Raw genomic sequence first — 25,128 nt, forward strand, 5'->3', positions numbered from 1 at the left:
GATGTTCCCCTCCCGCCCACCCGTGATCCTGGGTAATCGGGCGGGTGGGTGGGAGACATCCGCCGCGAAGCGGCGGGCCAGGACCGGTCGAATCACAGCCGCATCCGCAGCGCGCAGCGCGAAGCAGCGGGAGGACCCCCTGCTGAAGGCCCCCGGCCAGCTACGGCGTCCCCGCAGCCGCCGCCAAGCCCCCGAGCAAGAGCAACGTAAAGCGGCGGGCCCAGTTCTCGTCGACCGGTTCCGCGCTGACCAGGGCGCGGTGGACGACCGCGCCGGCGATCACGTCGAAGATGAGGTCGGCCGTGTGGCTCGCGGCGGCGGGGTCCGGCTCCGGGGGGAGTTCGCCCCGGTCCTGGGCCCGCTTGCGCCCCGCGAGGACAAGACGCTTCTGGCGGTCCACGATCGACGTACGGATGCGCTCGCGCAGCGGCTCGTCCGTCGTCGACTCGGCCACCACCGCCATCAGCGCGGTCTTCGTCTCCGGGCGGCCAAGGAGCGCCGCGAACTGCAGGACCACTCCCTCGATGTCCGCGGCCAGGCTGCCGCGGTCCGGGAGTTCCAGCTCGTCGAAGAGCTCCGCCACCGCGTCCACGACCAGCTCGCTCTTGCCCGCCCAGCGCCGGTAGAGCGTCGTCTTGGCCACACCCGCGCGGGCGGCCACGTCGCCGAGGGTCAGCTTCGACCAGCCGAGATCCACCAGGGCCTGGCGGGTCGACTCCAGAATCGCGGCGTCGGCCGCCGCGTTGCGGGGGCGGCCGCCGGTGCGGACGGGAGGGGGGATGCGGCTCTGCATCCCGTGACCATACCGGCCAGTACGGAACAGGCCGGAGCAGTGGCGGCGAGCGGCGAGTGAGGCAGATCACCGAAGTTCGCGCAGGCCCGCCGTCCACGTGGCAGCGCTCGACAGTTACGCTACGACTCGTAGCGAAAGAGATGTGGGCGGGACGAACGGCAACTCCTCGGCGCCCACGCTCTTTCGCCGAGTGACAACCACAGCGACACCACGCGACACCACGGCAACAACAGAGCGGCAAGCACCGGCAACAGGGTGGGGACCCTGCGCCGACAACCATCGGTCCTCCTCGGGACCTTGGCGCCACGGCCGTCCGCGGCCCCGCAATCCGGCGGGGGGCTTCGGACGGGCGCGGTTCCCGCACGGCTTGGGGGAGGATGTACTCATGCAGCCACGGAACATGTCCATGAGCGGAGTCGTCGACCTCGCCGCCGTGAAGGCGGCCCAGGAGGCCAAGGCGAAGGCGGAGCAGGCGCGCGCCGAAGCGGCCAGGCAGGGCGGCGGCGCCGTCGCCGGCGTCTCGCCGTCGAGCCTCGTCATCGACGTCGACGAGGCGGGCTTCGAGCGCGAGGTCCTGCAGCGCTCCACCGAAGTGCCCGTCGTCATCGACTTCTGGGCCGAGTGGTGCGAGCCCTGCAAGCAGCTGAGCCCGCTGCTCGAAGGCCTCGCGCGGGAGTACAACGGCCGTTTCGTCCTCGCCAAGATCGACGTCGACGCCAACCAGATGCTGATGCAGCAGTTCGGGGTCCAGGGGATCCCGGCGGTCTTCGCGGTGGTGGCCGGACAGGCCCTGCCGCTCTTCCAGGGCGCGGCCCCGGTGGAGCAGATCCGCCAGACCCTGGACCAGTTGATCCAGGTCGGCGAGGAGCGCTTCGGCCTGACCGGCATCGTCGTGGACCCGGACGCCGAGGGCGGGGAGCAGCAGGAAGCCCCCGTCGCCGAGGTTCCCGCCGGTCCGCACGACGCCCTGCTCGAAGCCGCCGTCCAGGCGCTCGACGCGGGTGACCTGGCCGGCGCGGTCCAGGCGTACCGCAACGTACTGAACGACGACCCGGGCAACACGGAGGCCAAGCTCGGCCTCGCCCAGGCCGAACTGCTGCAGCGGGTACAGGGTCTGGACGCCCAGCAGGTCCGCAAGGACGCCGCCGACCGTCCCGCGGACGTGGCCGCGCAGATCGCCGCCGCCGACCTGGATCTGGTGGGCGGTCATGTGGAGGACGCCTTCGGGCGGCTCATCGAGGCGGTCCGGCGCACGGCGGGCGACGACCGGGACGCCGCGCGCGTGCGGCTGCTCGAACTCCTCGAAGTCGTCGGCTCGGACGACCCGCGGGTGACCGCGGCGCGTACGCAGCTCGCGCGGGTGCTTTTCTGACCGACACCGACTCGACTCTGATCAGTTCGACCCGGCCTTGATCAGATTGTTCGACCCTTCGCGGGCCGTTCGCTGACCAGTCCCTAAACGCTGGGGCTTGTGATGCCCAAGTGAAAATTCGCCGCTCAGGCGTCACAGTGGCCGCGCTTTACCAAAACTTGGTAAACGCGGCCACTGTTACTTGGAGTAAGTCCAGGTCGAGTTTCTGTCCTGTTGTGTCCTTCAACATCCCGGTCTGCTCCTGGCCATGGATGCACCGTCTGTGCCCGACCGATACCGGGCGGTCGTGCTTCGGTTATCGCGCCGTTACTAGCGAGTAACGAACCCCCTTGTGCGGGGGACGAGAATGCACCACGATCGGCGACGCTCGGTCCAATAACCCGCAGCCCGGAAGCCAGCCGGGCGCGGGGTTTCTGGGTCCCCACCGAGCAGGCCGGAGACACCCCGTCGCCGGTCTAGGACAGGGGGGTCTCTGCCGTCCGGCAGGGCCTGTCCGGCAGGTTGTGCGTGTCGCGTGCGACCAGTGGTTGTCGCTCGGGGGTGATCGCCGGTGAGTGGTGCAATCTGCGCCTCCCATGCGGGCGCTCTCCTTCCCGAGGACGTAGCGCTTCTCCCATCCCTGCCCGGCTGAGCCGCCCGAACGGGAGCAGTCAGGGCCGGAGATGTACGTCCGAGAAGGAGGAAAGTCATGGAGTCCGTGGCTCGTGGCGGAACCAGATGGAAGCGGTTCGCCGTAGTCATGGTGCCGAGCGTCGCGGCGACTGCCGCGATAGGCGTGGCCCTCTCGCAGGGTGCACTCGCGGCATCGTTCAGTGTGTCCGGTCAGCAGTTCAAGGTGACTGCCAAGCAGCTCGACGGTACGGGATTCGTCCAGTACGGGGCGCTTGACAGCGGTAAGTCGGGTAACCACCCGGTCGCCGTCGTCGGCCTCGACGAGGCAGAGATCACCAACCTCTGCCAGTCCGTCGTCGTTCCGGTCCCCGTCTTCGGCGATGTGTCGATGACCCTCAAGGCCGGTGGCAACGGCGGCCCGAAGGTTCTGGCGAAGAAGCTCTACATCGACGCCGATGACCTGAAGGCCGACGCGACGTTCACCAACGTGGACATCGGCGTCTCGGTCGACCAGACCACCAAGGGCCCCGGCCCGTCGAAGGGCGACAAGTACGCCCCCGACTCGTTCGCGCAGCAGGCCGACAAGGTGAAGTTCACCGACGTCAAGCAGCGTGCGTGGGCGACCACCGCCGGCACCTTCAAGCTCTCGGGCCTGGGCATGTCGGTCAAGAAGGGCAAGCACGAGTGCTACTGAGGCGACTGATGCCTTAGCAGCGGCACTTCTTGCGAAACACGGCCGGGCGCGGGGGCGCGACGGATCTTGAACTGGAACCGTCCCCGTGCCCGAATCCGCAGCACACACAGAACCAACGCCGTTCCCCGAGGAGCTGTACGACATGAGCGCCGAAGCGCAAGTGGGACTGGGCGACAAGCTCGGCCGGATGCGCCGATCGTTCCGAGGGTGGCGCGGTCAGCGCCCGTTCTGGGGTGGTCTGCTGACGTTGCTCGGCGGCATCCCGATCATGTACTTCCCGTACGCGAACCTCACGCTCGGCACGATGACGATCCGGATGGCGACCACCGCCGGTGCCGGCTCGCTGATCATCGGCGTCCTGCTTGTCGTGCTCGGCCTGACCATGTGGTTCCAGCCGCATTCCCGGATCTTCGCGGGTGTCGCGGCGATTCTGCTCGCTCTGGTCTCTCTGGTGGTCTCCAACTTCGGCGGCTTCGTCATCGGCTTCCTGCTCGCTCTGCTCGGCGGTGCCCTCGGCATCTCCTGGGCCGCGGACAAGCCGGTGAAGAGTTCCGCGAAGGGGCGGGCCGACAGGTCCGACGACGGGGCGCCGGAGCCCGCGGCCGCGGGGGCCGCGAACGGGGTGAGCGGCACTACGGACGATCTGTCAGGAACGAGCCCGGACAACGGGACGAACGGGAGGCACCGTGCCGGCTGACGAGGTGCACCATGAGGACTCCGCGGGGCTGCCCCGCGCGAGATCCGGGCCGCGCCACGCGGCACCCAGAAAGCCGCTCCTCACCCGCTTGCACGTTCCCGCGGGCAAGGCGATAGCCATCGCGGCCATGCCGACCGCCGTCCTCATGGGCATGGGTCTGACTCCCCAGCTCGCGCAGGCCAAGCCGCTGCCGAAGAACCCCTTCCAGGACGGCCCGTGCGTAACGGCGCCGGACGACGCCTCCAAGGACGCCGAGAAGGAAGCCGACAAGGCTGCCGAGGAGAAGGCGGAGAAGGAGAAGGCCGAGCAGGACCGGAAGGACGCCGCCGACAAGGCCGACAAGAGCAAGGACGACTCCGGCAAGGCCACCGCCGAGCCGACGCCCTCGCCCTCCTCCGGTGACAAGGCGGACTCCGACAGCTCCGACAAGGCCGAACCGACCCCGCCGGCTTCGGACGACGCGGACGGCAAGAAGTCCGACGAGCCCGCCCCGGAGCCCTCCGAGACCAAGAACCCGTTGGACCCGCTGGGTGTGGGTGACGCGCTCAAGGACATCTTCACGCCCGACGAGAAGGAGTCCGAGAGCCCGGAGCCGACTCCCTCCGCCTCGGAGGAGTCCGAGGCCTCCGAGTCCTCCGAGTCCGGCAAGGACCCGGTCAAGGACACGGTCGACGACGTCACCAAGCCCGTCAAGGACACCGTCGACGGCGTCACGGAAGACGTCGAGGACGGTGCAGACAAGGCCAAGGACGAGGTCGACAAGGCCAAGGAGGACGCCGAGAAGGCGGCCGACGAGGCTGCGGACAAGGCCAAGGAAGAGGCCGAGGACCCGATGGCCCCGGACGAGAACGGCAAGAAGCCGTTCCCGTGCGTGGTCGAGAAGAAGGTCGACGGCGACAACGAGCAGACGCCCGCGCCGCTCCCGAACCAGCCGTGGAACCTGGAGGCCAGCTCCCTGACGCTCAAGGGCGCCGACTACCAGGGCGTCGTGAACGTGCAGACGGCCAACGGCAGCAGCAAGCAGGCCCTGAAGTACGTCATCGACAGCACGGACATCGGCGACCTGCACCAGATCGTCGACGGTCCGAGCGGCAAGAAGTACCACGTCCAGGCCGCCAAGGGCTCCACGTCCACGATCACCGGCGGCAAGACGACGATGTACACCGAGAGCATCTCGGGCAAGCTCTTCGGACTCATCCCGATCACGTTCGACCCGGAGCACCCGCCGCCCCTGAACATCCCGCTGATCTACTTCACGGACGTGAAGGTCAAGCAGGCGGGCCAGTTCGGCGGCAACCTGCACATCCCCGGTCTGCACCAGACGATCACCGACTGATCTTTACCGGGAGCCGCAAAGCGCTGAGGGCGCCCCCTGCATCAGGGGGCGCCCTCAGTGTCGTATCAGTCCTCGGTGTCGTACCGGGGCGTGTCAGCCGCCCAGGTGGTGCACCCGGACCATGTTGGTGGTGCCGGGGACGCCGGGGGGCGAACCGGCCGTCATGACCACGGTGTCGCCGTCGTTGAAGCGGTTCAGCTTGACGAGCTCGGCGTCGACGAGGTCGACCATCGCGTCGGTGTTGTCGACGTGCGGCACGACGTACGAGTCCACGCCCCAGCTCAGGGTGAGCTGGTTGCGGGTGGCCTGGTCGGTGGTGAAGGCCAGGATCGGCTGGGCCGCGCGGTAGCGGGACAGGCGGCGGGCCGTGTCACCGGACTGCGTGAAGGCGATCAGCGCCTCGCCGCCCAGGAAGTCCGCGATCTCGCACGCGGCACGGGCCACCGAACCACCCTGCGTACGCGGCTTCTTGCCGGGCACGAGCGGCTGAAGGCCCTTGGAGAGCAACTCGCCCTCGGCGGCCTGGACGATCTTCGACATCGTCTTGACGGTCTCGATCGGGTACGCGCCCACGGACGACTCGGCGGACAGCATGACCGCGTCCGCGCCGTCCAGGATCGCGTTGGCGACGTCGGACGCCTCGGCGCGCGTGGGGCGCGAGTTGGTGATCATCGACTCCATCATCTGGGTCGCGACGATCACCGGCTTGGCGTTGCGGCGGCACATCTCCACGAGGCGCTTCTGCACCATCGGGACCTTCTCGAGCGGGTACTCGACGGCCAGGTCACCACGGGCGACCATGACGGCGTCGAAGGCCGCGACGACGCCCTCCATGTTGGCGACGGCCTGCGGCTTCTCCACCTTGGCGATGACGGGGACGCGGCGGCCCTCGTCGTCCATCACCTTGTGGACGTCCTTGACGTCGCCGGCGTCGCGCACGAAGGACAGGGCGACCATGTCGCAGCCCATCTTCAGGGCGAAGCGCAGGTCCTCGACGTCCTTCTCGGAGAGCGCGGGCACGTTCACGGCCGCGCCGGGCAGGTTGATGCCCTTGTGGTCGGAGATGACACCGCCCTCGACGACGATCGTCTTCACACGCGGGCCGTCCACCTCGACGACGCGCAGCTCGACGTTGCCGTCGTTGATCAGGACCTGGTCGCCCTTGGAGACGTCACCGGGCAGGCCCTTGTACGTGGTGCCGCAGATGGACTTGTCGCCGGGGACGTCCTCGGTGGTGATGGTGAACTCGTCACCGCGCACCAGCTCGACGGGACCCTCGGCGAAGGTCTCCAGACGGATCTTCGGGCCCTGCAGGTCGGCGAGGACGCCGACGGCACGGCCGGTCTTTTCGGCAGCGGCACGGACGCGGTCGTACCGCCCCTGGTGCTCGGCGTGCGTGCCGTGGCTGAAGTTGAATCGGGCCACATTCATGCCGGCCTCGATCAGCGAGACGAGCTGCTCTTCGGAGTCGACGGCGGGGCCCAGCGTGCAGACGATTTTGGAACGGCGCATGGGGGCGATCCTATCGGTTTGTTTCGCTTCGGAATATTCCGTCTGGTGGAATCTACAAATGGGCGGAAGTGCGCTCAGGCGTGGCGGTGAATAAGGGTGATCAATTCCCGTGAATTGCGGTTATGAGGGGTTCCCGACCAGTGAGTAGGTCTGCTGCGCGATCTCCAGCTCCTCGTCGGTGGGGACGACGGCGACCGCCACCCGTGCGTACTCCGGAGAGATCAGCCGGGCCTCGTCGGAACGTACGGCGTTCAGCTCTCCGTCGACCGCGAGCCCCAGCTCCTCCAGACCCGCGACGGCAGCCTCCCGCACCGGCGCCGCGTTCTCGCCGACCCCCGCCGTGAACGCGATGGCGTCCACCCGGCCGAGCACCGCGTAATAGGCGCCGATGTACTTCTTCAGACGGTGGATGTAGATGTCGAAGGCGAGCGACGCGGCCTCGTCGCCCGCGTCGACGCGCCGCCGGATCTCCCGCATGTCGTTGTCGCCGCAGAGACCGACCAGACCGCTTTTCTTGTTGAGCAGGGCGTCGATCTCGTCGATCGACATCCCGCCGACGCGGGCCAGGTGGAAGACGACCGCCGGGTCCACGTCACCGGAACGGGTACCCATCACGAGCCCCTCAAGCGGCGTGAGCCCCATCGATGTGTCCACGCAGCGCCCGCCCCGCACGGCACTGGCGGACGCGCCGTTGCCCAGGTGCAGCACGATGACGTTCACCTCCTCGGGCGCCCTGCCGAGCAGCTTCGCGGTCTTGCGCGACACGTACGCGTGCGACGTCCCGTGGAAGCCGTAGCGCCGCACGCGGTGCTGGTCGGCGGTGGCCACGTCGACCGCGTAGCGGGCCGCCGACTCCGGCATCGTCGTGTGGAACGCCGTGTCGAAGACCGCGACCTGGGGGAGGTCAGGGCGCAGCGCCTGTGCCGTACGGATGCCGGTGATGTTGGCCGGGTTGTGCAGCGGCGCCACCGGGACGAGCCGCTGGATCTCGGCCAGCACCTCGTCCGTGATCACCGTCGGCTCGGTGAACTTCAGACCGCCGTGCACCACGCGGTGGCCGATCGCGGCGAGCTCGGGGGAGTCGAGGCCCAGCCCGTCCGCGGTCAGCTCGGCGGAGACCGCCTTCAGGGCGGCCTCGTGGTCGGCTATGGGCTCCTCGCGCTCGCGCTCCTCGCCGCCGCCCACCAGCGGGGTGTGCTTGAGCCGCGAGGTCGCCTCGCCGATGCGCTCGACGAGGCCGACCGCGAGACGTGTGCCGTCCCGCATGTCGAGCAGCTGGTACTTCACCGACGACGAGCCGGAGTTGAGGACGAGGACGCGGGTGGCGCTCACAGGAGGAATGCTTTCTGTAGACGTCATACGGAGGGGGCGGCGGCGGCCGGGCCCTGGGCCTGGATCGCGGTGATCACGACGGTGTTGACGATGTCCTGGACCAGAGCACCGCGCGACAGGTCGTTGACCGGCTTCCGCAGGCCCTGGAGGACCGGGCCGACGGCGACCGCGCCCGCCGAGCGCTGGACGGCCTTGTACGTGTTGTTGCCGGTGTTCAGGTCCGGGAAGATCAGCACGCTGGCCTGCCCCGCGACCTCCGAGTCCGGCAGCTTCGTCGCCGCGACCGTGGGCTCCACGGCGGCGTCGTACTGGATCGGCCCCTCGATCTTCAGGTCGCTGCGGCTCTGGCGCACCAGCTCGGTGGCCTCGCGCACCTTGTCGACGTCGGCGCCCGACCCCGACGTACCCGTCGAGTACGAGAGCATCGCGATCCGCGGCTCCACGCCGAACTGCTCGGCGGTGGCGGCGGCCTGCACGGCGATGTCGGCGAGCTGCTCGGCGTTCGGGTCCGGGTTCACCGCGCAGTCGCCGTACACGAGCACCTTGTCGGCCAGGCACATGAAGAAGACGGAGCTGACGATCGAGGCGTCGGGCTTCGTCTTGATGATCTCGAAGGCGGGCCGGATGGTGGCGGCCGTGGAGTGCACGGACCCCGACACCATGCCGTCGGCGAACCCGCCCTGCACCATCAGGGTGCCGAAGTAGTTCACGTCGGAGACGACGTCGTACGCGAGCTCGACGGTGACGCCCTTGTGGGCGCGCAGCTCGGCGTACTCGGTGGCGAAGGCGTCCCGCAGCTCCGAGGTCTTGGGGTCGATGAGCTGCGAGTCGGCGAGGTCGACGCCGAGGTCCGCGGCCTTCTTGCGGATCTGCTCGACGGGACCGAGCAGCGTCAGGTCGCAGACGCCGCGGCGGAGCAGCACGTCGGCGGCGCGCAGGACGCGCTCCTCGGTGCCCTCGGGCAGGACGACGCGGCGCTTGTCGGAGCGGGCCTGCTCCAGGAGCTTGTGCTCGAACATCATCGGCGTGACGCGGTCGCTGCTGGGGGCCTGTACGCGGCTGCGCAGGCCCGCCGTGTCGACGTACCGCTCGAAGAGTCCGAGGGCCGTCTCCGCCTTGCGCGGCGTGGCGGCGTTCAACTTCCCCTCCAGGGCGAAGAGTTCGCCCGCGGTGGGGAAGGAGCCGCCCGTCACGGCGATGACCGGGGTGCCGGGCGCGAGGCGGTCGGCGAGCTTGAGGATCGCCTCTCCGGGCTGTTCGTTGAGGGTGAGCAGGACGCCCGCGATGGGCGGCGTGCCGGCGCTGTGCGCGGCCAGGGAGCCCACGACGAGGTCGGCGCGGTCGCCGGGGGTGACCACCAGGCAGCCCGGGGTCAGGGCGTTCAGGAAGTTCGGCAGCATCGCCCCGCCGAAGACGAAGTCGAGCGCGTCACGGGCGAGCCCCGCGTCGTCGCCGAGCACGACGCGGCCGCCGAGCGCGTGGGTGATCTGGGCGACCGTGGGGGCGGCGAGCGCGGGCTCGTCGGGGAGGACGTAGCTGGGCACGGGGAGGCCGGTGAGGCTGTCGTGGATCTCGTCGCGGTCGGCGGGCGCCACCCGGTTGGTGACCATCGCCAGGACGTCGCAGCCCAGGCTCTCGTAGGCGCGGTAGGCGTTGCGCGTCTCGGCGCGGACGGATTCGGCGGTCTGGTTCTTGCCGCCGACGACGGCTATCACCGAGGCGCCGAACTCGTTCGCGAGCCGGGCGTTGAGGGACAGCTCGTCGGGGAGCTGGGTGTCGGCGAAGTCGGTCCCGAGCACAAGGACGACTTCATAATCCCTGGCCACCCGGTGAAAACGGTCGACGAGCCGGGAGACCAGCTCGTCGGTGCCGAGCTCCGCCTGGATCGCGGAGGCCTCGTGGTAATCCATGCCGTAGCCGGACGAGGCGTCCTGCGCGAGCCGGTAGCGGGCACGCAGCAGGTCGAAGAGCCGGTCGGGCCCGTCGTGGACCAGTGGCCTGAAGACCCCCACCCGGTCGACCTGGCGGGTCAGGAGTTCCATGACTCCCAGCTCGATGACCTGGCGGCCGTCGCCCCGGTCGATCCCGGTCACGTACACGCTGCGCGTCACGCGTGCTCTCCCCTTCTTCGCTGGCCTGCTTCTTCTCCGCCGGCCTTCTTCGCGGGCTCAGGACCGCAGAGCCTCAAGCCTGGACAAATGACCCGATATGGTTGCCGTGCCCTCTTGACAATACCTCTGCGGCTGGCTAGGTCGCCCGCCGGACAAAGGGCCCGATTCAGCGGGCCCAAAGGCCTTCTCCCCAGGATCGGGCGGAGCAGCCGTGAGAGGGGGAGAGCTCTGAGGCGAAACGGGGTACCCGATGTGTGCGCGGCGACGGGTTCGCGGCCGTGGAACAATCGGACCGGCTCACACGCATCAACAGCGAGCAGGAGACACAGCACGATGCGCATCGGAATTCTCACCGCAGGCGGCGACTGCCCCGGCCTCAACGCTGTGATCCGGTCGGTCGTGCACCGAGCCGTCACGCACTACGGCGACGAGGCCATCGGCTTCGAGGACGGTTACGCGGGCCTGCTCGACGGCCGCTACCGCACCCTCGGCCTCAACGAGGTCAGCGGCATCCTGGCCCGTGGCGGAACGATTCTCGGCTCCTCCCGCCTGGAGCGCGACCGCTTCCGCGCGGCCTGCGAGGACGCGCCCGCGCTCGCCAAGGAGATCGGCTTCGACGCCCTGATCCCCATCGGCGGCGAGGGCACGCTCACCGCCGCGAAGATGCTGTCGGACGCGGGCCTGCCGGTCGTAGGAGTCCCCAAGACGATCGACAACGACATTTCATCGACCGACCGCACCTTCGGCTTCGACACGGCGGTGGGCGTCGCCACGGAGGCGATGGACCGCCTCAAGACGACCGCCGAGTCCCACCAGCGCGTGATGGTCGTCGAGGTCATGGGCCGCCACGCGGGCTGGATCGCCCTGGAGTCCGGCATGGCCGGCGGCGCGCACGGCATCTGCCTCCCCGAGCGCCCCTTCGACCCCGCTGACCTGGTCAAACTGGTCGAGGAGCGGTTCTCGCGCGGCAAGAAGTTCGCGGTGATCTGCGTGGCCGAGGGCGCCCACCCGCAGGAGGGCACCATGAACTACGGCGTCGGCGCGATCGACCAGTTCGGCCACGAGCGCTTCCAGGGCATCGGTACGGCACTCGCGTTCGAGCTGGAGACCCGCCTGGGCAAGGAGGCCAAGCCGGTCATCCTGGGCCACGTCCAGCGCGGCGGCACCCCGACGGCGTACGACCGCGTCCTCGCCACCCGCTTCGGCTGGCACGCGGTGGAGGCGGTGCACCGCGACGACTTCGGCCGCATGACGGCGCTGCGGGGCACGGACATCACGATGGTGCCGCTGGCGGAGGCGGTCACGGAGCTGAAGACGGTGCCGAAGGACCGGATGGACGAGGCGGAGTCGGTCTTCTAGGGGCTTTTCCGGGTTGGTGCGGGTGGGTGTGGGCGGCCGGGGATCACCCCGTGCCGCCGCCCGTTCCCCGCACCTGAGCCCAGAAGTGCTCAAGGATCTTGTCCAGGAAGTCCCGGCCCGCGCTCCCCGAGGCATCGGCCCCGGCGCCGCCGCCCCAGCTGAGCGTCCGCACCATGCGTGACTGGTAGTCGGCGTGCAACTGCTGCAGCACGTCTTCGACGTGCCGCTTCGGCACGGGCAGCAACTTGCTGACGGGCCGGACGTACCCCTGCCAGCGGCTGGTCACGGCGCTGCGCAACAGCTCGGCGAGGTCGTCGGCACGCCCGATGACGGCGATGAAGTCGGGCAGCGGGAGCTGCAGCACCTCGGCGAGGGCGGCGGACTGCCGCTCGTTGCCGCGCCAGGCGTTGGTCTCCTCCATCCGCAGATAGGCCTGGATCTCCACCCCGGACCCCCGTGCCACGTCCTCGGGCGCGAGCCCGCGCGCGAGCCGGTGCTCGCGCAGGGTGGTGGCGGCGCCCATGAGCTCACCGGGGGAGCACCACAGGGTCCCGGCGAGGGCGGTGAGCTCGGCGGAGGTGGGCGAGGCGAGCCCGCGCTCCCAGGCGGCGATGGTGTCGGGGGTTATGTAGGTGAGCCCATAACTGGCCCGCATCCCGTAGGCGACATGCCCATGGGCCATCCCGAGGGCCTCACGCAGGCGCCGGGCGGCGGGAAAGTTGAACGGAGGGGTGGGCTGGCGCGGCGGAGGCTGGCTGGGTTGCACGGGCACACGGTATGGGTGTTGGGGGCTGGCGACTACGGTGCGTTCCCACAAGGTTGCGGATTGGTGCGAAGCTACGGAGGGCCGGGCGCGCCGGGCGCGGCCAGCAGTGCGTCCAGCAGCGCGTCCAGGGCATGCCCGTACTCCCGGAAGAGCACTCGGGCCTCGGGCCGCGCCGGGGAATCGGGAAGCAGCAGATCGGCGAGGCGGGATGTGCGCCACATCCGCAGGACGGTGAAGGCGCCGCGAGCGTCATCCACCGCCGCACCGGCCAGTTCTACGGCGATCTGCAGGGCCTCGGCGATGAGCGCGGCGCCCCGCGCGACCGCGGGCCCGCGTGCGATCGCCGCGTCGACCATCGCATCGAGGAACCGGGTCAGCTGCAGATCCGCGCCGACGCGGCTCATCCGCCGCACGGCGCCGGGATGGTCGAACGGACGCCACACGTCCTCGTACCCGGAGGACCACAGGAGCAGGCTCGGGGCCTCCACGGGGTGCTCGCGGAGATACCCGAGCTCATCGAAGATCCCCATGACGGCCTCCCCGAAGTCCCCGACTTCCCGCACCACTTCGAGCAGCCGTGCCACGTCACCGCGCCGCTCCGACACAAATTCACGCACGGACACGTCCGCCAGGTCCCACGTCCCGGTCGCGGCGACAGCACCGACCTCGACGATGCCGCCGAGGGGGCCGAAGACGGAGCGGGCGAGTATCTCTTCGGGAATGTCCCACTTGGAGGGGTTCAACTGCGGCGTATCTCCTGGACTTTCCCCGGCTTCAGAAGGTCTTTGACTCCGTGTCCTCGTCATCTGGATCCGAAGCGGCAGGCCAAACGACGATGTAGTCCTTGATCTGCACTTGAGTGTCATCCACCCCGTCAAGTGTGATGACCTCTGCGACATCGGGAATCTGTGTACGGGACAGATGGATTCCGTACATGCATGTGTCGCACCAGAACGACGCGTACCCGATGCCACCCTCGAGTTTCTCGCTGAATACCAGCACCAGGGTTCGGTTCGTGCAGTTCGGGCACTCTATGTCGCGTACGGCTGAGGGCTCCTCGTAAGCACGCTCGTAGGCTGAGGTCCAGTCCTGCCAGTTATTGGCCATTCGGCTCGCCTTCCTCTGCAGGCTTGTTCACGGGGTGGTTTTTCCACCACTCGTCCTCGTAGGCATAGGCTCCATCCTCCCAGCGGTCCAATTCCGCCTGCGTGGTAGGTATCCGTCCGCCTTCCCGGATCTGTTGGACGTGAAAGCGTTCGTGTGCGAGCGTCCGAGCCAGAGTCTCCTCGTCATAGAACGCGTCACGGTACAAGCGGATCTCTCTGGCCGATGGTGTCGACCCCTGGATTCCGGAGACCCCACGGTTGATGTTGACCCGTATGCCGACGAGGTCAACGCCATAGCGTCCGGAGATCTGTTGCACGCTGTCCATCGTCATGGGCATCGGGGGCCCATTGCGGGGACGGCGCCGGGCCCGCTGGAGCACGTCGCCAGAGTTGCGACGCAGGCCGCGGGCCATGCCCCTGAGTCCGGTCCTGCCGAGAGCCTTCATGCCCTTGGCGAGGCCGCGGAGGGAGGTGAGCCCCTTCATGCCGGGGATGCAGTCCAGGGCGGCGAAGGCGACATCGAGCAGCCCGGCCTCGCCCTTGGCGTATTTGCTGAGGGTGTCGGCGAGGACGACGAGAGCGGCGACGACGACGATCGCGGCGAGGATGGGGCCGCCGATGATCATTGCGATGACGCCGAGGACCGCGACGACGACCTTGCAGACGGCGACGATGGTGTCCCAGTTGTCGGTGACCCAGTCCCCGACCTCCTCCCACCACTTGCGGTTCTGGATCCCGGCGTCGGAGGCCTCTTCCAGCTTCTTCTTCGCCGTGCCCGCGGCGTCCTCGCGCATCTTGCGGGCGTCCTCGGCCATCTTCTTCGCGGCATCGAGGTTGCTCTGCGCGGCGGTGACGTCCGACTTGGCCGCCGTCTGGGCCTTCTCGGCGGAAGTGGCGTTGCGGGAGGCGGCCTTGACCTTATCCGGGTCCGGTTTCGGGACGTCCTTGTCCTTGGACCCGCCGTCGTCCTTGTACTTGTCGGCTTCCTTGCCCGCCTTGTCCACCCAGGAGTCCGCCGAGGTCAGGCGGGTCTGCGCGGCGGAGAGGCTGGTCTGCGCCTCGCGGCCCTTGGCCAGGGCCTTGTCGGCCAGGGCCTGGGAGCGTTCCAGCTCTGGCCAGTACGTGGACAGCGCGTCGCCGGCCATCTCGTAGCTCTTCTTGAGCTTCTTCAGCTTGCCCGGCGCGTCCTCGAACTCCGCCGTGAACGACTCCGCCGTCTTGCCCGCCCAGGTGAGGATCGCGTCCTCGCCCGCCATCCCCTTGATGTCCCGCAGCACCTTGGAGACGTCGTCGGCGAAATCGTGCAGATTCTTCGCCAGGTTCCGCACCCGGTCCGGGTCACCCGGCGTCGGATCCTTGTCGAGATCAAGGACGTGCCAGTCTGCTGGACGGTTGCCCACCATGCCGTACCCCCCCGTCATGTTGGAGCCCTCAATCCCCTTATGCGGGTGCGAAGTTACCGCAAGTATCCGATCGTCGTCATGGATATACCGGCCTCCGGCACTACCTCAGCAACTCCTTCGACACATGCCCGGACTCTCGGAAGCGACCTCGTGTGTCGGGCCGTGCCGGCGAGGTGGGCAGCAACAGGTCGGCGATGAAGGTGCCGAGGCGACCGTGCCGATTTCGACGATGCCGCCGGTGGGGCCGAAGGCGGAACGGGTGAGGAGTTCTTCTGGGATCTTCCACTTCGTGGCACTCAAGGGAGTACGGGGATCAAGTCGAGCCATTGCTCCAACTCGTCCCGCTCCTCTCCGCTTTCCAGGCTGTCCACGATGGCGGTCAGTGGATTCAGCAGGTTCTTGATGCGCCGCAGAGCGAGGATCTCCGGGACGGGAAGCTCTCGCCAGGAGCGGGCAGCGGCGGATACCTCTGTGCGGCTTCGCCCGCCGAGGGCGTCTATGACACGCCTGAACAACTCACCGGGGTCTCGGATCGACCCCGCCTCGCCCGGGCCGAAGGTGCGGATCAGATAACTCCGCGAGATCGCCTCCTCGGCCAATGCCGCATCCCGGTCGCCCCCGCCCTCGCTGTGCTTCCGGCGAGCGGCTTCCACGGACACCGCTCCCCACCGGAGGCGGTCCGAGTCCGGTGCGCCCTGCGTCTGCATGCGTCCGACGCCGAGGTCTCGGAGCAGGGACCAGGACTGTGTGGAGAGGGGTGAGCGGGTGGTGGACGTGATGAGGCGTTCGGCCTCTTCCGCCGACATGGACTCCAGGGAGTGGGGGTCCATGTCGGCTCTCGTCGTCTCCGTCACGATCGTGGCGTGGTCCTAGCGGTTGATGGACTGGACTTCCTCGACGATGACCTCTTGGTCCGCGCCGAACTCGCCGTCAGGCAGGTCCTGCGGATCGTTGACCCCCGTGCCGGTCCAGCTGATCTTCCACGTGACCGTCGCCTTGAGCGGGTACGAGCCGTCGCCGGACGAGCGGAGGTACCTCACGCCGCAGGGCGGGTCCTCGTCGGACTTGCCCTTGGCGTACGGTTCGCCGATCTTGCCGTCCTTGATGGGGCAGGCACCGGAGGAGGGGTAGGTTTCGGCGTCCTTGGTGCCGGGGTCGATCTTGAGGGAGATCGGTTCGGCGGTGGTCGTCGCCTCGATGTCGAGCATGGGGACGCGGGCCGTCACCGACACCGGCTTGAACTCCTGTTTGTCCAGCCAGGCCCAGGTCGGCAGATTGACCTTCGTCGGGCCCTCCGGGGCGAGGCTCACCTTGGTGCCGGGTACGCGGACTTCGGCGTACGCGAGCTGCGCGAGGATCTCGGGAGTGATGGCTTCGGGGATGTCCGCCGGGGGCGGGTCGCCATTGTCGACCCAGAAGGTGGGCTTGTCGCAGGAGTCCCAGCCGGGCGGGTAGCTGTCATTGGCGAAGTACGTCCACCAGTAGCCCTTCCCGGCCTTGTCCAGGTTGAAGTCCTTGTACGGCTCACCGTCCACGTACCGCTTGCGCTGCTCCAAGTCCCACTCATGGCCTGTCGACTCGGCCTGCCAGATCGGCTCGACGTACTTCTTGAACTGGGCGGGGGTGTACTTGGGGGCGTACCAGCAGGGGGGCGGGGTCCAGTTCGTGGCGGGGGTCACGGCGCCGGTCTTGGGGCCGGAGCCGTTCTTGGAGCGGTCGTAGACGATGCCGGAGGCGGTGGCGGACAGCTCCTTACCGTCCGCGTTGCCCGATGCGTCGCTGTCAGATCCATTGCCGCCCCCCAGCCCGCCGCCTCCTGGCGGAGTCTGGTCGGCGAAGGAGACGGGCGCTGAGACGACGAGCGTCATGGCGGCCAGGGCCGCTACGGAGAGTCCTCGGAGTCGCCGGCTCATGGCTGGCATACCGAAGCGCCACGGGTGGATGTGATCTTCACGAGTTCCCAAACCCCTTCTTGGTTCTTCTCGACCCTGGCGCCGTACAGGATGTAGCTGTTCTTGGTTACCTTTGTCCGCTTGATCTGGTCGGTCTTGATGACTTTGCTGTAGCCCTTGCTCTCATCACCGCAGTAAGTGAGCGAGGCGGCCGTCTTGGACTCAAGCTTTACCTGCCGGTTGAAGTACCGCACCGACCCTGTGACGGTCCACCCTGCGTCCTTGAAGGATTTCACCCAGGTCTGCGATGACGCGGCGGCCTCGCCCTCGGTGAAGAATTCAAGTGCGGGCAGCCGCGGATCGCTGGCCACGATCGCTGCGTTGAGCGCGCGGATGAAGTCCGAGTTGTCACGCAGGACCGCGTCCTTGACCGCGTCGCCGGTCTTCTCCGGGTTGAAGGACAGTTTGACGTCGGAGGGCAGGTCGGTCTTCGGGCGCTCAGCGCTTCCCGAAGCCGATGCGCTGGGCGAAGCCGACTTCTTCTGGTCCCCCTCTTCCGCTCCGGCGATCTTGTCGTTGTCCGTGGACTTGTCGTCGCTTCCACAGGCGGTCAGCAGCAGAGCTGCTGACGCGGTGAGGGCGACCGTCGCGAGACGGAGAGGGCGGTTCACTGTCGGCTCCTGGTGAGGGTGAGAGTTAGCGCGAGCTAAGTACGGTAGTGCGAGCTGAACGGCGGCACCAGAGAGATATCTGACGATGAATGGGGCGTGAGGTGCCTATCCCGGTGAATACGGGCGGGCGGTATGTCAGTCCCAGGGTTCGTGCAGTGGTTTGCGGGTCCACCATCGGGCGAGTTCGGTCTGGGGCTTGGCCTGCGGGTGGACCCAGGGGCGGAGTGAGCCCTCCGGATCCGGCGTTGTCGCCGCGTCGAAGCGTGTGTCCAGGGCTGTGAGGAGTTGCTTCAGAGGGCTTTCCGTCAGGGGGAGCCTGGCCATTGCTTCCGTCAGGGCATCCCGCGATCCGAGGTCATTGCCATACGCGACGACGGGATAGGGGTCATTGGTTGCATCCCGAGGGCGTTCCAGGCGGCGAACCAGCCGCTCCCAGTGCGCGAAACGGGCGGACAGGGAGTAAACCGGTTCCGTCAGTGTCGGCCGCAGCCCCACGGCCAGGCGGGAGCGTTCCAGCTCCAGACGTTCGGCGTCGGACTTTGCGATCGCCGCCCGTACCGGACCCGACAGCTCCGCCCAGACCGCCTCCGTCAGCGGCGCGCCCCAGAATCTCCCCGGCGGATGGCTCCAAAGGATCTCGCTCTCCCCGATACTGCCCAGAGGTTCCGCACCGCTCCTCAGGGCCCTGACCCTGCTGCAGAGCACCAGGCCCCCGCCCGAGTCGGACTCGATTGCGATGGCGACCGGGCCGCGCCCTCTCCCCGCCCCGGTCTCGCCGTGCGCGAGCGTCTTCAGGGTTGCCCTCTCCTGCCTGTCGGCGAGGCGAAGCCGGGGGGAGACGTACCGGATTCCCAGTTGTACGGCGGCCACTCCCTCGAAGTGCAGGTCGAGGCACGTGCTTTCGGTGTTCTCTGGAGTCGAACGGAACAGGAGTTGGGAGTGGCCCACTCCGTAGCGCCACATTCGGAACGTGCGCGATGAATGGAAATGCAAGCTTCAACCCTCGATGCGGGAGACGGAGCGGGTAGTCATGGACCTTGAGGCATATATGGAGCGGGCTCGCGTCGGGCCTTGTTTTGTTTGTGCGTTTCTTGCCGGGGATCCCGGCTACGCGCATCACACCGTCTACGAGGACGACCACCACGTCGCGTTTCTCGATCGGTGGCCCACCCTCCCCGGGAAAGTCCTCGTCGCACCCAAGGAGCATGTCGAGCACGCAGTACGGGAGTTGGATGAAGCGGCCTATACGCGACTCATGCTCGTCGTGCGGAAGGTCGCCCTCGCCGTCGAGCGTGTCTTCGACTCCGAGCGGACCTACCTCTACTCCCTCGGGAGTCAGGAAGGCAACAGCCACCTGCACTGGCACATCGCCGCACTGCCGCCCGGAGTCCCTTACGCCGAGCAGCAGTTCCACGTCCTGATGACCGAGACCACCGATGTTCTGGACCTGCCGCCGGACGAGATGGCCGAGGTCGCCGCCCGGCTTCGGGGCGCCATCGAACCGTAGGGTCGCATCGCGGCGCCTACCGCTTCGTGGGCTCGTACTTCTTGTCCACCTTGCCGATTTCCGTCCACCCGTCCTCACCGCGGCTGTCGATCCACACCGGGCGCTCCCGCGCGGAACGTCCCTTCTCGAAGGAGACCTCGTCGAGGACGCCGTTCACGGAGACGTTCTGGATGGTGCGGTCGAGAGTGTGGCGGAGCGAGGTTGCCGACTCGTCGGCGGGGAGCTTCTTGAGCGCCGTGGCCAGGGCCAGGGCGCCGTCGTACAGCTCGTCGTTTCCGCGTGCCGGGAGGTTGTCGCCCGGTTCGCCGGAGTAGTTGCGGGTGCGCAGGACGCCGTCGGGGGTGGCCTTGTCGCCCTCCTCGGCCTCGGCTCGCTCCTCGGAGTCCTCGCAGATGCCGGACGAATCGCCCTCGGAGATGATCGGCCCCGAGAAGCCGTCCGCCCTGAGCTTCTTGGCCCACGTGCCCACACCCGCCGCTGTGGGCAGCACGACCGCGTCAGCCTGTGCCTTGTCGACAAGACCCTTGATCTGCGACGCCTTCACCTCGGAAGGGCTGGTCTCCAGCGTCTTGACGGTCACGCCCGCCTTGCGCAGCGCGGTACCCATGCCGTCCGAACGGTTCGCCCAGACCGCGTCTTCGGCCACCAGCACCCGGCGTGCCTTCGTCTGCGTCAGGAGGTACTCGGCCATCGCCTCGCCCTGCCGCTTCTCGTCCGCCGGGATCGCGAACTGAGCCCCCGCGAAAGCGACTTCGGAGCACGTGGCGATCTCGGGCAGGAACGCCTCGTCCGTGTCGTGCACCCAGGAGAAGTCGCTGGTGTCACCGATGACGGCGAGCATGTCCGGGTGCTTGGCGAGCAGCTTGCGCGTCGGCGTGTCCGGGTCGGCCGCCAGCGGTACGAGACGGAAGCGGTCGCCGCTCTTGGCGCCGAGCGTCTCGGAGAACACGGACTCGACCGTACGCAGCTGCTGCGTCGTGAACTGCTTGTACTCCCCTTCCTCGTACTCGTCGGTGGCATCCTTCGCGCCGACGTGCTCGTAGCTGTGGGCGACGCCGATCTCATAGACGGTCGGGGTGGTGCCCTTGTCGCCGGATGTGGTCTCGGTGTCCGGTGCGGCGAGGGAGCGTATGCCCAGGCCCGTCGGGACACTGACGGCCAGGACGAGCGCGGCAGTGATCAGCACGCGCTTGCGCGAGCGGCGTGGGGGGCCGTCGCCCGGGGCTTGCTTGCTCACGGCGCCCGCGGCCGGCTGGGTGCGGGCGTCCGCGATCCGCGCCGCCGGGGGCTGATCCCGCGGGCTCTCCGCGCCCGTCACGTCACCCACGCGGACAGTCGGCGGATGGGCCGCCGGGTCCGCCTCGGCATCTTCGGCGACGGCGGCGTCCGGGCTGTACTCCGGAGTCTGGCCCGCCGCCAAACTCCGCCCCGCCGCCAGAATCCGATCGAGCGCCGTCGCCGCATCCGCCGGCCGGTCTGCGGGGTCCTTCGCGAGGAGGTCGAGAACGATGCGCTCCACCGGCGCCGTCACCTCGGCCCGCGCCCGCGACGGCCGCAGCGGGGCGTCGTTCACGTGGTTGTACATGACGCCGACCGCCGAGCCGGTGAACGGCGGGTGGCCGACGAGGAGTTCGTAGAGGACGCAGCCGAGCGCGTAGAGGTCGGTGCGTCCGTCGCCCGGCTCCTGCCGGAAGCGTTCCGGCGCCAGATACGGCACGCTGCCGAACGGCAGTTGCCCGGTGCGCGTGAGACGGGAGTCGTCCGCGGCCCGCTCCATGAACGTCGCGATGCCGAAGTCGACGACCTTCGCGGAGCCGTCCTGCGCGACCATCACGTTGCCGGGCTTGATGTCGCGGTGCACGACACCCGCCGAGTGCGCCGCGTCCAGGGCGCGGCAGACGTCCGCCGCCCAGCGCAGCGCGTCCGCCACGGGCACGCGGACGCTCTCGCGCAGCACCTGGTCGAGCGAGCGCCCCTGTACCAGGGTCATGACCAGGTACGGGGTGCCGCCGTCCGTACCGTGATCGTGGACGGCGACGATGTACGGGCTGTCCAGCGAGGCCGCGGCGCGGGCCTCCTGCCGGAAGCGGGCCAGGAGTTCCTCCTGCTCGCCGTCGTCCGCGTAGGCCGTCGGCACGAGGAGCTTGACCGCCACCTCGCGGCCCAGGCTCGTGTCCCGCGCCCGCCACACCTCTCCCATGCCGCCCGCACCGAGCCGCTCCAGCAACTCGTAGCGGCCGTTCAGCAAACGCCCCCGCATATGCACTCCCTAAGCCCTCCCGCAGACCCGGTGATCCTAGCCAGAGGGTCGGACGATCGCAGGGGCGTCGGTCAGCCCTTCACCGCACCCCCCAGCGCGAACCCCCCGCCCAGCTTCCGCGAGATCAGTACGTACAGCAGGATCACCGGCGTCGAGTAGATGATCGAGAACGCCGCCAGCTGGCCGTAAACGACCGTGCCCTTGTTGCCGAAGAAGTCATTGATGCTCACCGACGCCGGCATCTGCTCCGGAGTCAGGAGCAGCATGAAGGGGACGAAGAAGTTGCCCCACATCATCACGAACGAGAAGACCGTGACCACCGCGACGCCGGGGCCCATCAGCGGGAGCACGATCCGCAGCAGGGACTGGAACGACGACGCGCCGTCCGTCCACGCCGCCTCCTCCAGCTCCTTCGGGACGCCGTCCATGAAGTTCTTCATCAGCCAGATGGCGAAAGGGAGTTGGGACGCGGCGAAGAAGAAGATCGTGCCCTGCATCGTGTCGATCAGGTCGACCTGTACGAACAGTGCGTACACCGGGACCATGATCGCCGTGATCGGCAGACTCGTCGCGAAGAGGATCGTCAGCATGAACGGGCGGTTCAGGCGGGACTTGAAGCGGGAGAGGGGATACGCGGCGAGCGCCGCGCAGACCACCGTCAGGAGTGTGCCGCCGCCGCACAGCAGCAGGCTGTTGAGGAGGGGCGTGAAGGTGATCTCGGGGGTCAGGACCGCGTCGTAGTTGTCCAGGGTGATGCCGTCGGGGACCTTCACCTTGAGGTCGGCCTCGGTGTCGAGCGAGGACAGGATCACCCAGGCCAGGGGGAGCACGAACGCGGCGGCGACCACGAGCAGCCCCGCGTCCGCCGCGAGGCGGCGGCCCGTGCGTCGCGAACTCAGGCTGCGTACAGCTGTATTGGCGGACACTCAGACCTCCGTGCGGAGCAGGCGCATATAGACGAGGGAGAAGAGTGAGCCGACGACCAGGAGCAGCAGCGCCACCGCCGTGCCGTAACCGATCATGCTCTTCTGGAAGGCCTGCTCGTACATGAACAGGGGGAGGGTCTGGCTGCGGTTTCCCGGGCCGCCTCGCGTCATCACCCAGATCAGGCCGAAGACCGAGAGGGTCTGGAGGGTGTTCAGCATCAGGTTCGTGCCGATGGAGCGGCGGATCATCGGGAGCGTGATGTGCCACATGCGGCGCCAGCCGCCCGCGCCGTCCACCTCGGCCGCCTCGGTGATCTCCTTGGGGATCTCGTTCAGGGCCGCGGAGTAGACCAGCATCGAGAACGCCGTCCCGCGCCACACGTTGGCGAACGACACCGCCAGGATCGGCAGCGTGTACATCCAGTTCTGGGACGGGAGGTGGAGGAAGTCCAGGACCGCGTTCAGGGTGCCTTCGCGGCGGAAGAACGCGTACAGGAGGAAGGCCGCCACCACCTCCGGAAGCACCCATGCCGTGATCACGATCGCGCCCGTGAGCGTGCGGACCGGCTTGGAGGCGCGCTGCATCAGGGACGCGAGCGCGAGGCCGATGGTGTTCTGGCCGATCAGTGACGACACGACCGTGAAGACCAGGGTCAGCCAGACCGCGTTGAGGAACGCCTCGTCGCCGAACGCCTTACGGAAGTTGTCGAACCCGACGAAGCTCGACTCCGCCTGGCCGGTGAGCTGGAGGTCGGTGAAGGCGATGTAGGCGCAGTAGCCGATCGGTCCCGCCAGGAACAGGAGCAGGAGGATCACGGCGGGGGAGACGGGCAGCGCGCGGGACAGTGCCCGGCCGGTCAGCCTGGAGCGGGACGGGGGCCGTGACGGTGGCGGGGCGCCGGGGCCCGGAGTGGTCTTCGCGATGTTGCCGGGCCCTGCGGGGGGTGCGGTGGTCACCTCGGGCTCTCACTTCCCTTGCGTATCCCTTGCGTATCCCTTGCGTACGGACCTGCGGAGGGTCTGAGTGCGGACGGGGACGGCCGGCCGCGCGGGGCGGTGCGTGCGGCTGTGGAGAGCCGCACGCACCACCCCGCGTACCGCCGGCGGTTACTTCTTGATGACTTCGCCGTCCGTCGCGGCCTTGACCTCCTCGTCATACCCGCTCGCCGCGTCCGCCACCGAACCGTCGCCCGTTGTGACCTTCTCCATGGCCTCCTGCACCGCGGTGGAGACCTTCGGGTACGCCGGATACGCCGGGCGGTAGTGCGTCGAGGGCACCAGGTCGGTGAAGAACTTCAGGCCGGGCTGCGCCTTGAGGTACGCGGGGTCGGCGGCGACGTCCTTGCGGACCGCGATGCCCGAGTTGGCCACGTACCACTTCTGGGCGTTGGCCTTGGTCTGCATCTGCTCGATGAACCTGAAGGCCAGGTCAGGGTTGGCCGCCTTGGCCGGGATCGCCCAGGTCCAGCCGCCGGACATGCTCACCTTGCCGGGCGCCTCGCCGTTCTGGGTCGGCATGTGGGCAAGGCCCAGCTTCTTCGACCACTCGGGCCACTCGTGGCCCGCGCCCTTGCCCCAGTCCTGCGGCAGCCAGGAGCCGTCGAGGTTGATGCCGAGCTTGTCCTTGGGAAGAAGTTCGCCGCGGACCCGGGTGGCGAAGTTCGGGTCGAGGGCGTCGGTGACGTCAGGGCCGAGCTTCTCCTTGTAGACCGTCTCGACGAACTCCAGGGAGTCCTTGAACCCCTGGCTTCCGGTGACCCACTTCTTGGACTTCGGGTCGTACATGGGGTCCTGGCCCGTGCCGTACAGGAGCATCTCCATGCCCTGCATGGTGGCCGCCTCGCCCGCGGGCTTGCCCGTGTACACGTTCATGGGGGTGACGCCCGGGACCTTCTTCTTGATCGTCCGGGCCGCTTCCAGGATCTCGTCCCACGACTTGGGCTGCCAGTCGGCGGGAAGCCCGGCCTTCTTGAAGATGCCCTTGCTGAACCACAGGCCGCGGGTGTCGGTGCCGTCCGGGACGCCGTACGTCTTGCCGTCCGCCGCCTTCGCGGCCGACTTCGACGTGCCGATGAACTGGTTCCAGTCCTTCCACTTGTTCAGGTACTGGTCCAGTGGCTTCAGGTATCCGCTGGTGATGTCCGAGTTGATGAGGAAGGTGTCCTCGTAGACCAGGTCGGGCGCGGTCTTCGGGGAGCGCATCATCTGCTGGAGCTTCGTGTAGTACTCGGAGTCCGGCGCCTTGATCGGCACCAGCTTCACCTTCTTGCCGGGGTTCTCCTTCTCGAACTGCTTCTTGATGTCCGCCAGAAAGGTGTCCATGACCTTGACCTGGTTGTCCGTGGACTGTTTGAAGGAGACCTTCACGGTGTCCGGGTCGTCGCCGGAGTCCCCGCCGCACGCGGTGAGGGTGCCGGCCGCGACCAGGGCGGTGACGAGGAGCAGAGGGGCGGTGGGGCGCACGGGCACGACCTCCTACAGGCCGACGCGGCTGGGTTACCACGCAGGGCGCAACGCTGGGCTGCCCGGTGAACGTAAGGGCGGGCTCGGAGCAAGGTCAATGCCCGTGCATCGCCCCTTGTCATCAACGTGACAACGTTGTTATTGCGGCCGCAACAGGTGTACGGCAGCGGGACTTTGGGGCGGCACGGGGGGCGCGGGGGCGCAGGGGCGCGGAGCCGTGGATGGTGGGGGCGGCACCACGCCCCCCCAAAAAGGGGGCGCCCCCCCGCCGGATTAGGGGGGGGGGGGGGGCAGGGCCCCCCCCAAACCCCCCCCC

General features: G+C 68.4%; 22 protein-coding genes. 6 read left to right on the forward strand and 16 right to left on the reverse strand.

Annotated features, from left to right (window positions below):
* Positions 1 to 160: 160 nt before the first annotated feature.
* Positions 161 to 793: a TetR/AcrR family transcriptional regulator gene (locus ACWFR3_RS23555; protein ID WP_453736583.1), complete on the reverse strand. Its 633-nt coding sequence runs from the start codon at positions 791 to 793 to the stop codon at positions 161 to 163.
* Positions 794 to 1,178: 385 nt separating this feature from the next.
* Between ACWFR3_RS23555 and ACWFR3_RS23560 the strand changes: the two genes are divergently transcribed.
* From ACWFR3_RS23560 to ACWFR3_RS23575, 4 genes are all read left to right on the forward strand, one after another.
* Entirely contained in the window at positions 1,179 to 2,165 is a 987-nt protein-coding gene (locus ACWFR3_RS23560; protein ID WP_453736584.1) for a tetratricopeptide repeat protein, read from the forward strand.
* Between the two features lie 688 nt (positions 2,166 to 2,853).
* Positions 2,854 to 3,471 (forward strand): DUF6230 family protein, encoded by a 618-nt coding sequence (locus ACWFR3_RS23565; RefSeq protein ID WP_453736585.1) that lies wholly within the window; start codon positions 2,854 to 2,856, stop codon positions 3,469 to 3,471.
* Positions 3,472 to 3,613: 142 nt separating this feature from the next.
* Positions 3,614 to 4,168 (forward strand): DUF6114 domain-containing protein, encoded by a 555-nt coding sequence (locus ACWFR3_RS23570; protein WP_453736586.1) that lies wholly within the window; start codon positions 3,614 to 3,616, stop codon positions 4,166 to 4,168.
* Positions 4,158 to 5,504: a hypothetical protein gene (locus tag ACWFR3_RS23575; protein ID WP_453736587.1), complete on the forward strand. Its 1,347-nt coding sequence runs from the start codon at positions 4,158 to 4,160 to the stop codon at positions 5,502 to 5,504. The genes ACWFR3_RS23570 and ACWFR3_RS23575 overlap by 11 nt, the downstream gene beginning before the upstream one ends.
* A 93-nt stretch (positions 5,505 to 5,597) precedes the next feature.
* On the opposite strand, the gene pyk is transcribed toward ACWFR3_RS23575, so the two are convergent.
* From pyk to pta, 3 genes are all read right to left on the reverse strand, one after another.
* Positions 5,598 to 7,016 carry a pyruvate kinase gene (gene pyk, locus ACWFR3_RS23580; protein WP_453736588.1) on the reverse strand — a complete coding sequence of 473 codons (1,419 nt, stop codon included), beginning with the start codon at positions 7,014 to 7,016 and terminating at the stop codon, positions 5,598 to 5,600.
* Between the two features lie 120 nt (positions 7,017 to 7,136).
* Positions 7,137 to 8,348 carry an acetate kinase gene (locus tag ACWFR3_RS23585; RefSeq protein WP_453736589.1) on the reverse strand — a complete coding sequence of 404 codons (1,212 nt, stop codon included), beginning with the start codon at positions 8,346 to 8,348 and terminating at the stop codon, positions 7,137 to 7,139.
* A gap of 23 nt (positions 8,349 to 8,371) precedes the next feature.
* Entirely contained in the window at positions 8,372 to 10,459 is a 2,088-nt protein-coding gene (pta, locus tag ACWFR3_RS23590; protein WP_453736590.1) for a phosphate acetyltransferase, read from the reverse strand.
* Positions 10,460 to 10,792: 333 nt separating this feature from the next.
* Here pta and ACWFR3_RS23595 point away from each other — a divergent pair, with 333 nt between their 5' ends.
* Positions 10,793 to 11,818, forward strand: a complete 1,026-nt coding sequence (locus tag ACWFR3_RS23595) for a 6-phosphofructokinase (protein ID WP_453736591.1) — start codon at positions 10,793 to 10,795, stop codon at positions 11,816 to 11,818.
* Positions 11,819 to 11,861: 43 nt separating this feature from the next.
* Here the strand turns inward: ACWFR3_RS23595 and ACWFR3_RS23600 are convergent, their stop codons facing one another.
* The 8 genes from ACWFR3_RS23600 to ACWFR3_RS23635 form a co-directional block, all read right to left on the reverse strand.
* Complete coding sequence (locus ACWFR3_RS23600) at positions 11,862 to 12,500, reverse strand: helix-turn-helix domain-containing protein (protein ID WP_453736641.1); 639 nt, start codon at positions 12,498 to 12,500, stop codon at positions 11,862 to 11,864.
* A 155-nt stretch (positions 12,501 to 12,655) separates the two neighbouring features.
* Positions 12,656 to 13,327 carry a hypothetical protein gene (locus ACWFR3_RS23605; RefSeq protein WP_453736592.1) on the reverse strand — a complete coding sequence of 224 codons (672 nt, stop codon included), beginning with the start codon at positions 13,325 to 13,327 and terminating at the stop codon, positions 12,656 to 12,658.
* 31 nt (positions 13,328 to 13,358) lie between these two features.
* Complete coding sequence (locus tag ACWFR3_RS23610; RefSeq protein ID WP_453736593.1) at positions 13,359 to 13,691, reverse strand: hypothetical protein; 333 nt, start codon at positions 13,689 to 13,691, stop codon at positions 13,359 to 13,361.
* A complete protein-coding gene (locus ACWFR3_RS23615; RefSeq protein WP_453736594.1) occupies positions 13,681 to 15,111 on the reverse strand; it encodes a putative T7SS-secreted protein in 1,431 nt (476 codons plus the stop codon). The genes ACWFR3_RS23610 and ACWFR3_RS23615 overlap by 11 nt, the downstream gene beginning before the upstream one ends.
* 278 nt (positions 15,112 to 15,389) lie before the next feature.
* Positions 15,390 to 15,947 carry a hypothetical protein gene (locus ACWFR3_RS23620; protein WP_453736595.1) on the reverse strand — a complete coding sequence of 186 codons (558 nt, stop codon included), beginning with the start codon at positions 15,945 to 15,947 and terminating at the stop codon, positions 15,390 to 15,392.
* A gap of 15 nt (positions 15,948 to 15,962) precedes the next feature.
* A complete protein-coding gene (locus ACWFR3_RS23625; protein WP_453736596.1) occupies positions 15,963 to 17,015 on the reverse strand; it encodes a hypothetical protein in 1,053 nt (350 codons plus the stop codon).
* The gene (locus tag ACWFR3_RS23630) at positions 17,003 to 17,656 is read right to left on the reverse strand and encodes a hypothetical protein (protein ID WP_453736597.1); all 654 of its coding nucleotides are present in this window, start codon (positions 17,654 to 17,656) and stop codon (positions 17,003 to 17,005) included. The genes ACWFR3_RS23625 and ACWFR3_RS23630 overlap by 13 nt, the downstream gene beginning before the upstream one ends.
* Positions 17,657 to 17,791: 135 nt before the next feature.
* Positions 17,792 to 18,619, reverse strand: a complete 828-nt coding sequence (locus ACWFR3_RS23635; protein ID WP_453736598.1) for a hypothetical protein — start codon at positions 18,617 to 18,619, stop codon at positions 17,792 to 17,794.
* A 67-nt stretch (positions 18,620 to 18,686) separates the two neighbouring features.
* On the opposite strand from ACWFR3_RS23635, the gene ACWFR3_RS23640 reads away from it, so the two are divergent.
* A complete protein-coding gene (locus ACWFR3_RS23640; protein WP_453736599.1) occupies positions 18,687 to 19,163 on the forward strand; it encodes an HIT family protein in 477 nt (158 codons plus the stop codon).
* 16 nt (positions 19,164 to 19,179) lie between these two features.
* Here the strand turns inward: ACWFR3_RS23640 and ACWFR3_RS23645 are convergent, their stop codons facing one another.
* From ACWFR3_RS23645 to ACWFR3_RS23660, 4 genes are all read right to left on the reverse strand, one after another.
* A complete protein-coding gene (locus ACWFR3_RS23645; protein ID WP_453736600.1) occupies positions 19,180 to 21,423 on the reverse strand; it encodes a protein kinase domain-containing protein in 2,244 nt (747 codons plus the stop codon).
* A 71-nt stretch (positions 21,424 to 21,494) separates the two neighbouring features.
* Entirely contained in the window at positions 21,495 to 22,349 is an 855-nt protein-coding gene (locus ACWFR3_RS23650) for a carbohydrate ABC transporter permease (protein ID WP_453736601.1), read from the reverse strand.
* Positions 22,350 to 23,306 carry a carbohydrate ABC transporter permease gene (locus tag ACWFR3_RS23655; protein WP_453736602.1) on the reverse strand — a complete coding sequence of 319 codons (957 nt, stop codon included), beginning with the start codon at positions 23,304 to 23,306 and terminating at the stop codon, positions 22,350 to 22,352.
* Positions 23,307 to 23,456: 150 nt separating this feature from the next.
* Positions 23,457 to 24,818 carry an extracellular solute-binding protein gene (locus ACWFR3_RS23660; protein WP_453736603.1) on the reverse strand — a complete coding sequence of 454 codons (1,362 nt, stop codon included), beginning with the start codon at positions 24,816 to 24,818 and terminating at the stop codon, positions 23,457 to 23,459.
* Positions 24,819 to 25,128 lie beyond the last annotated feature (310 nt).

Source organism: Streptomyces sp. NPDC055189 (assembly GCF_053606765.1).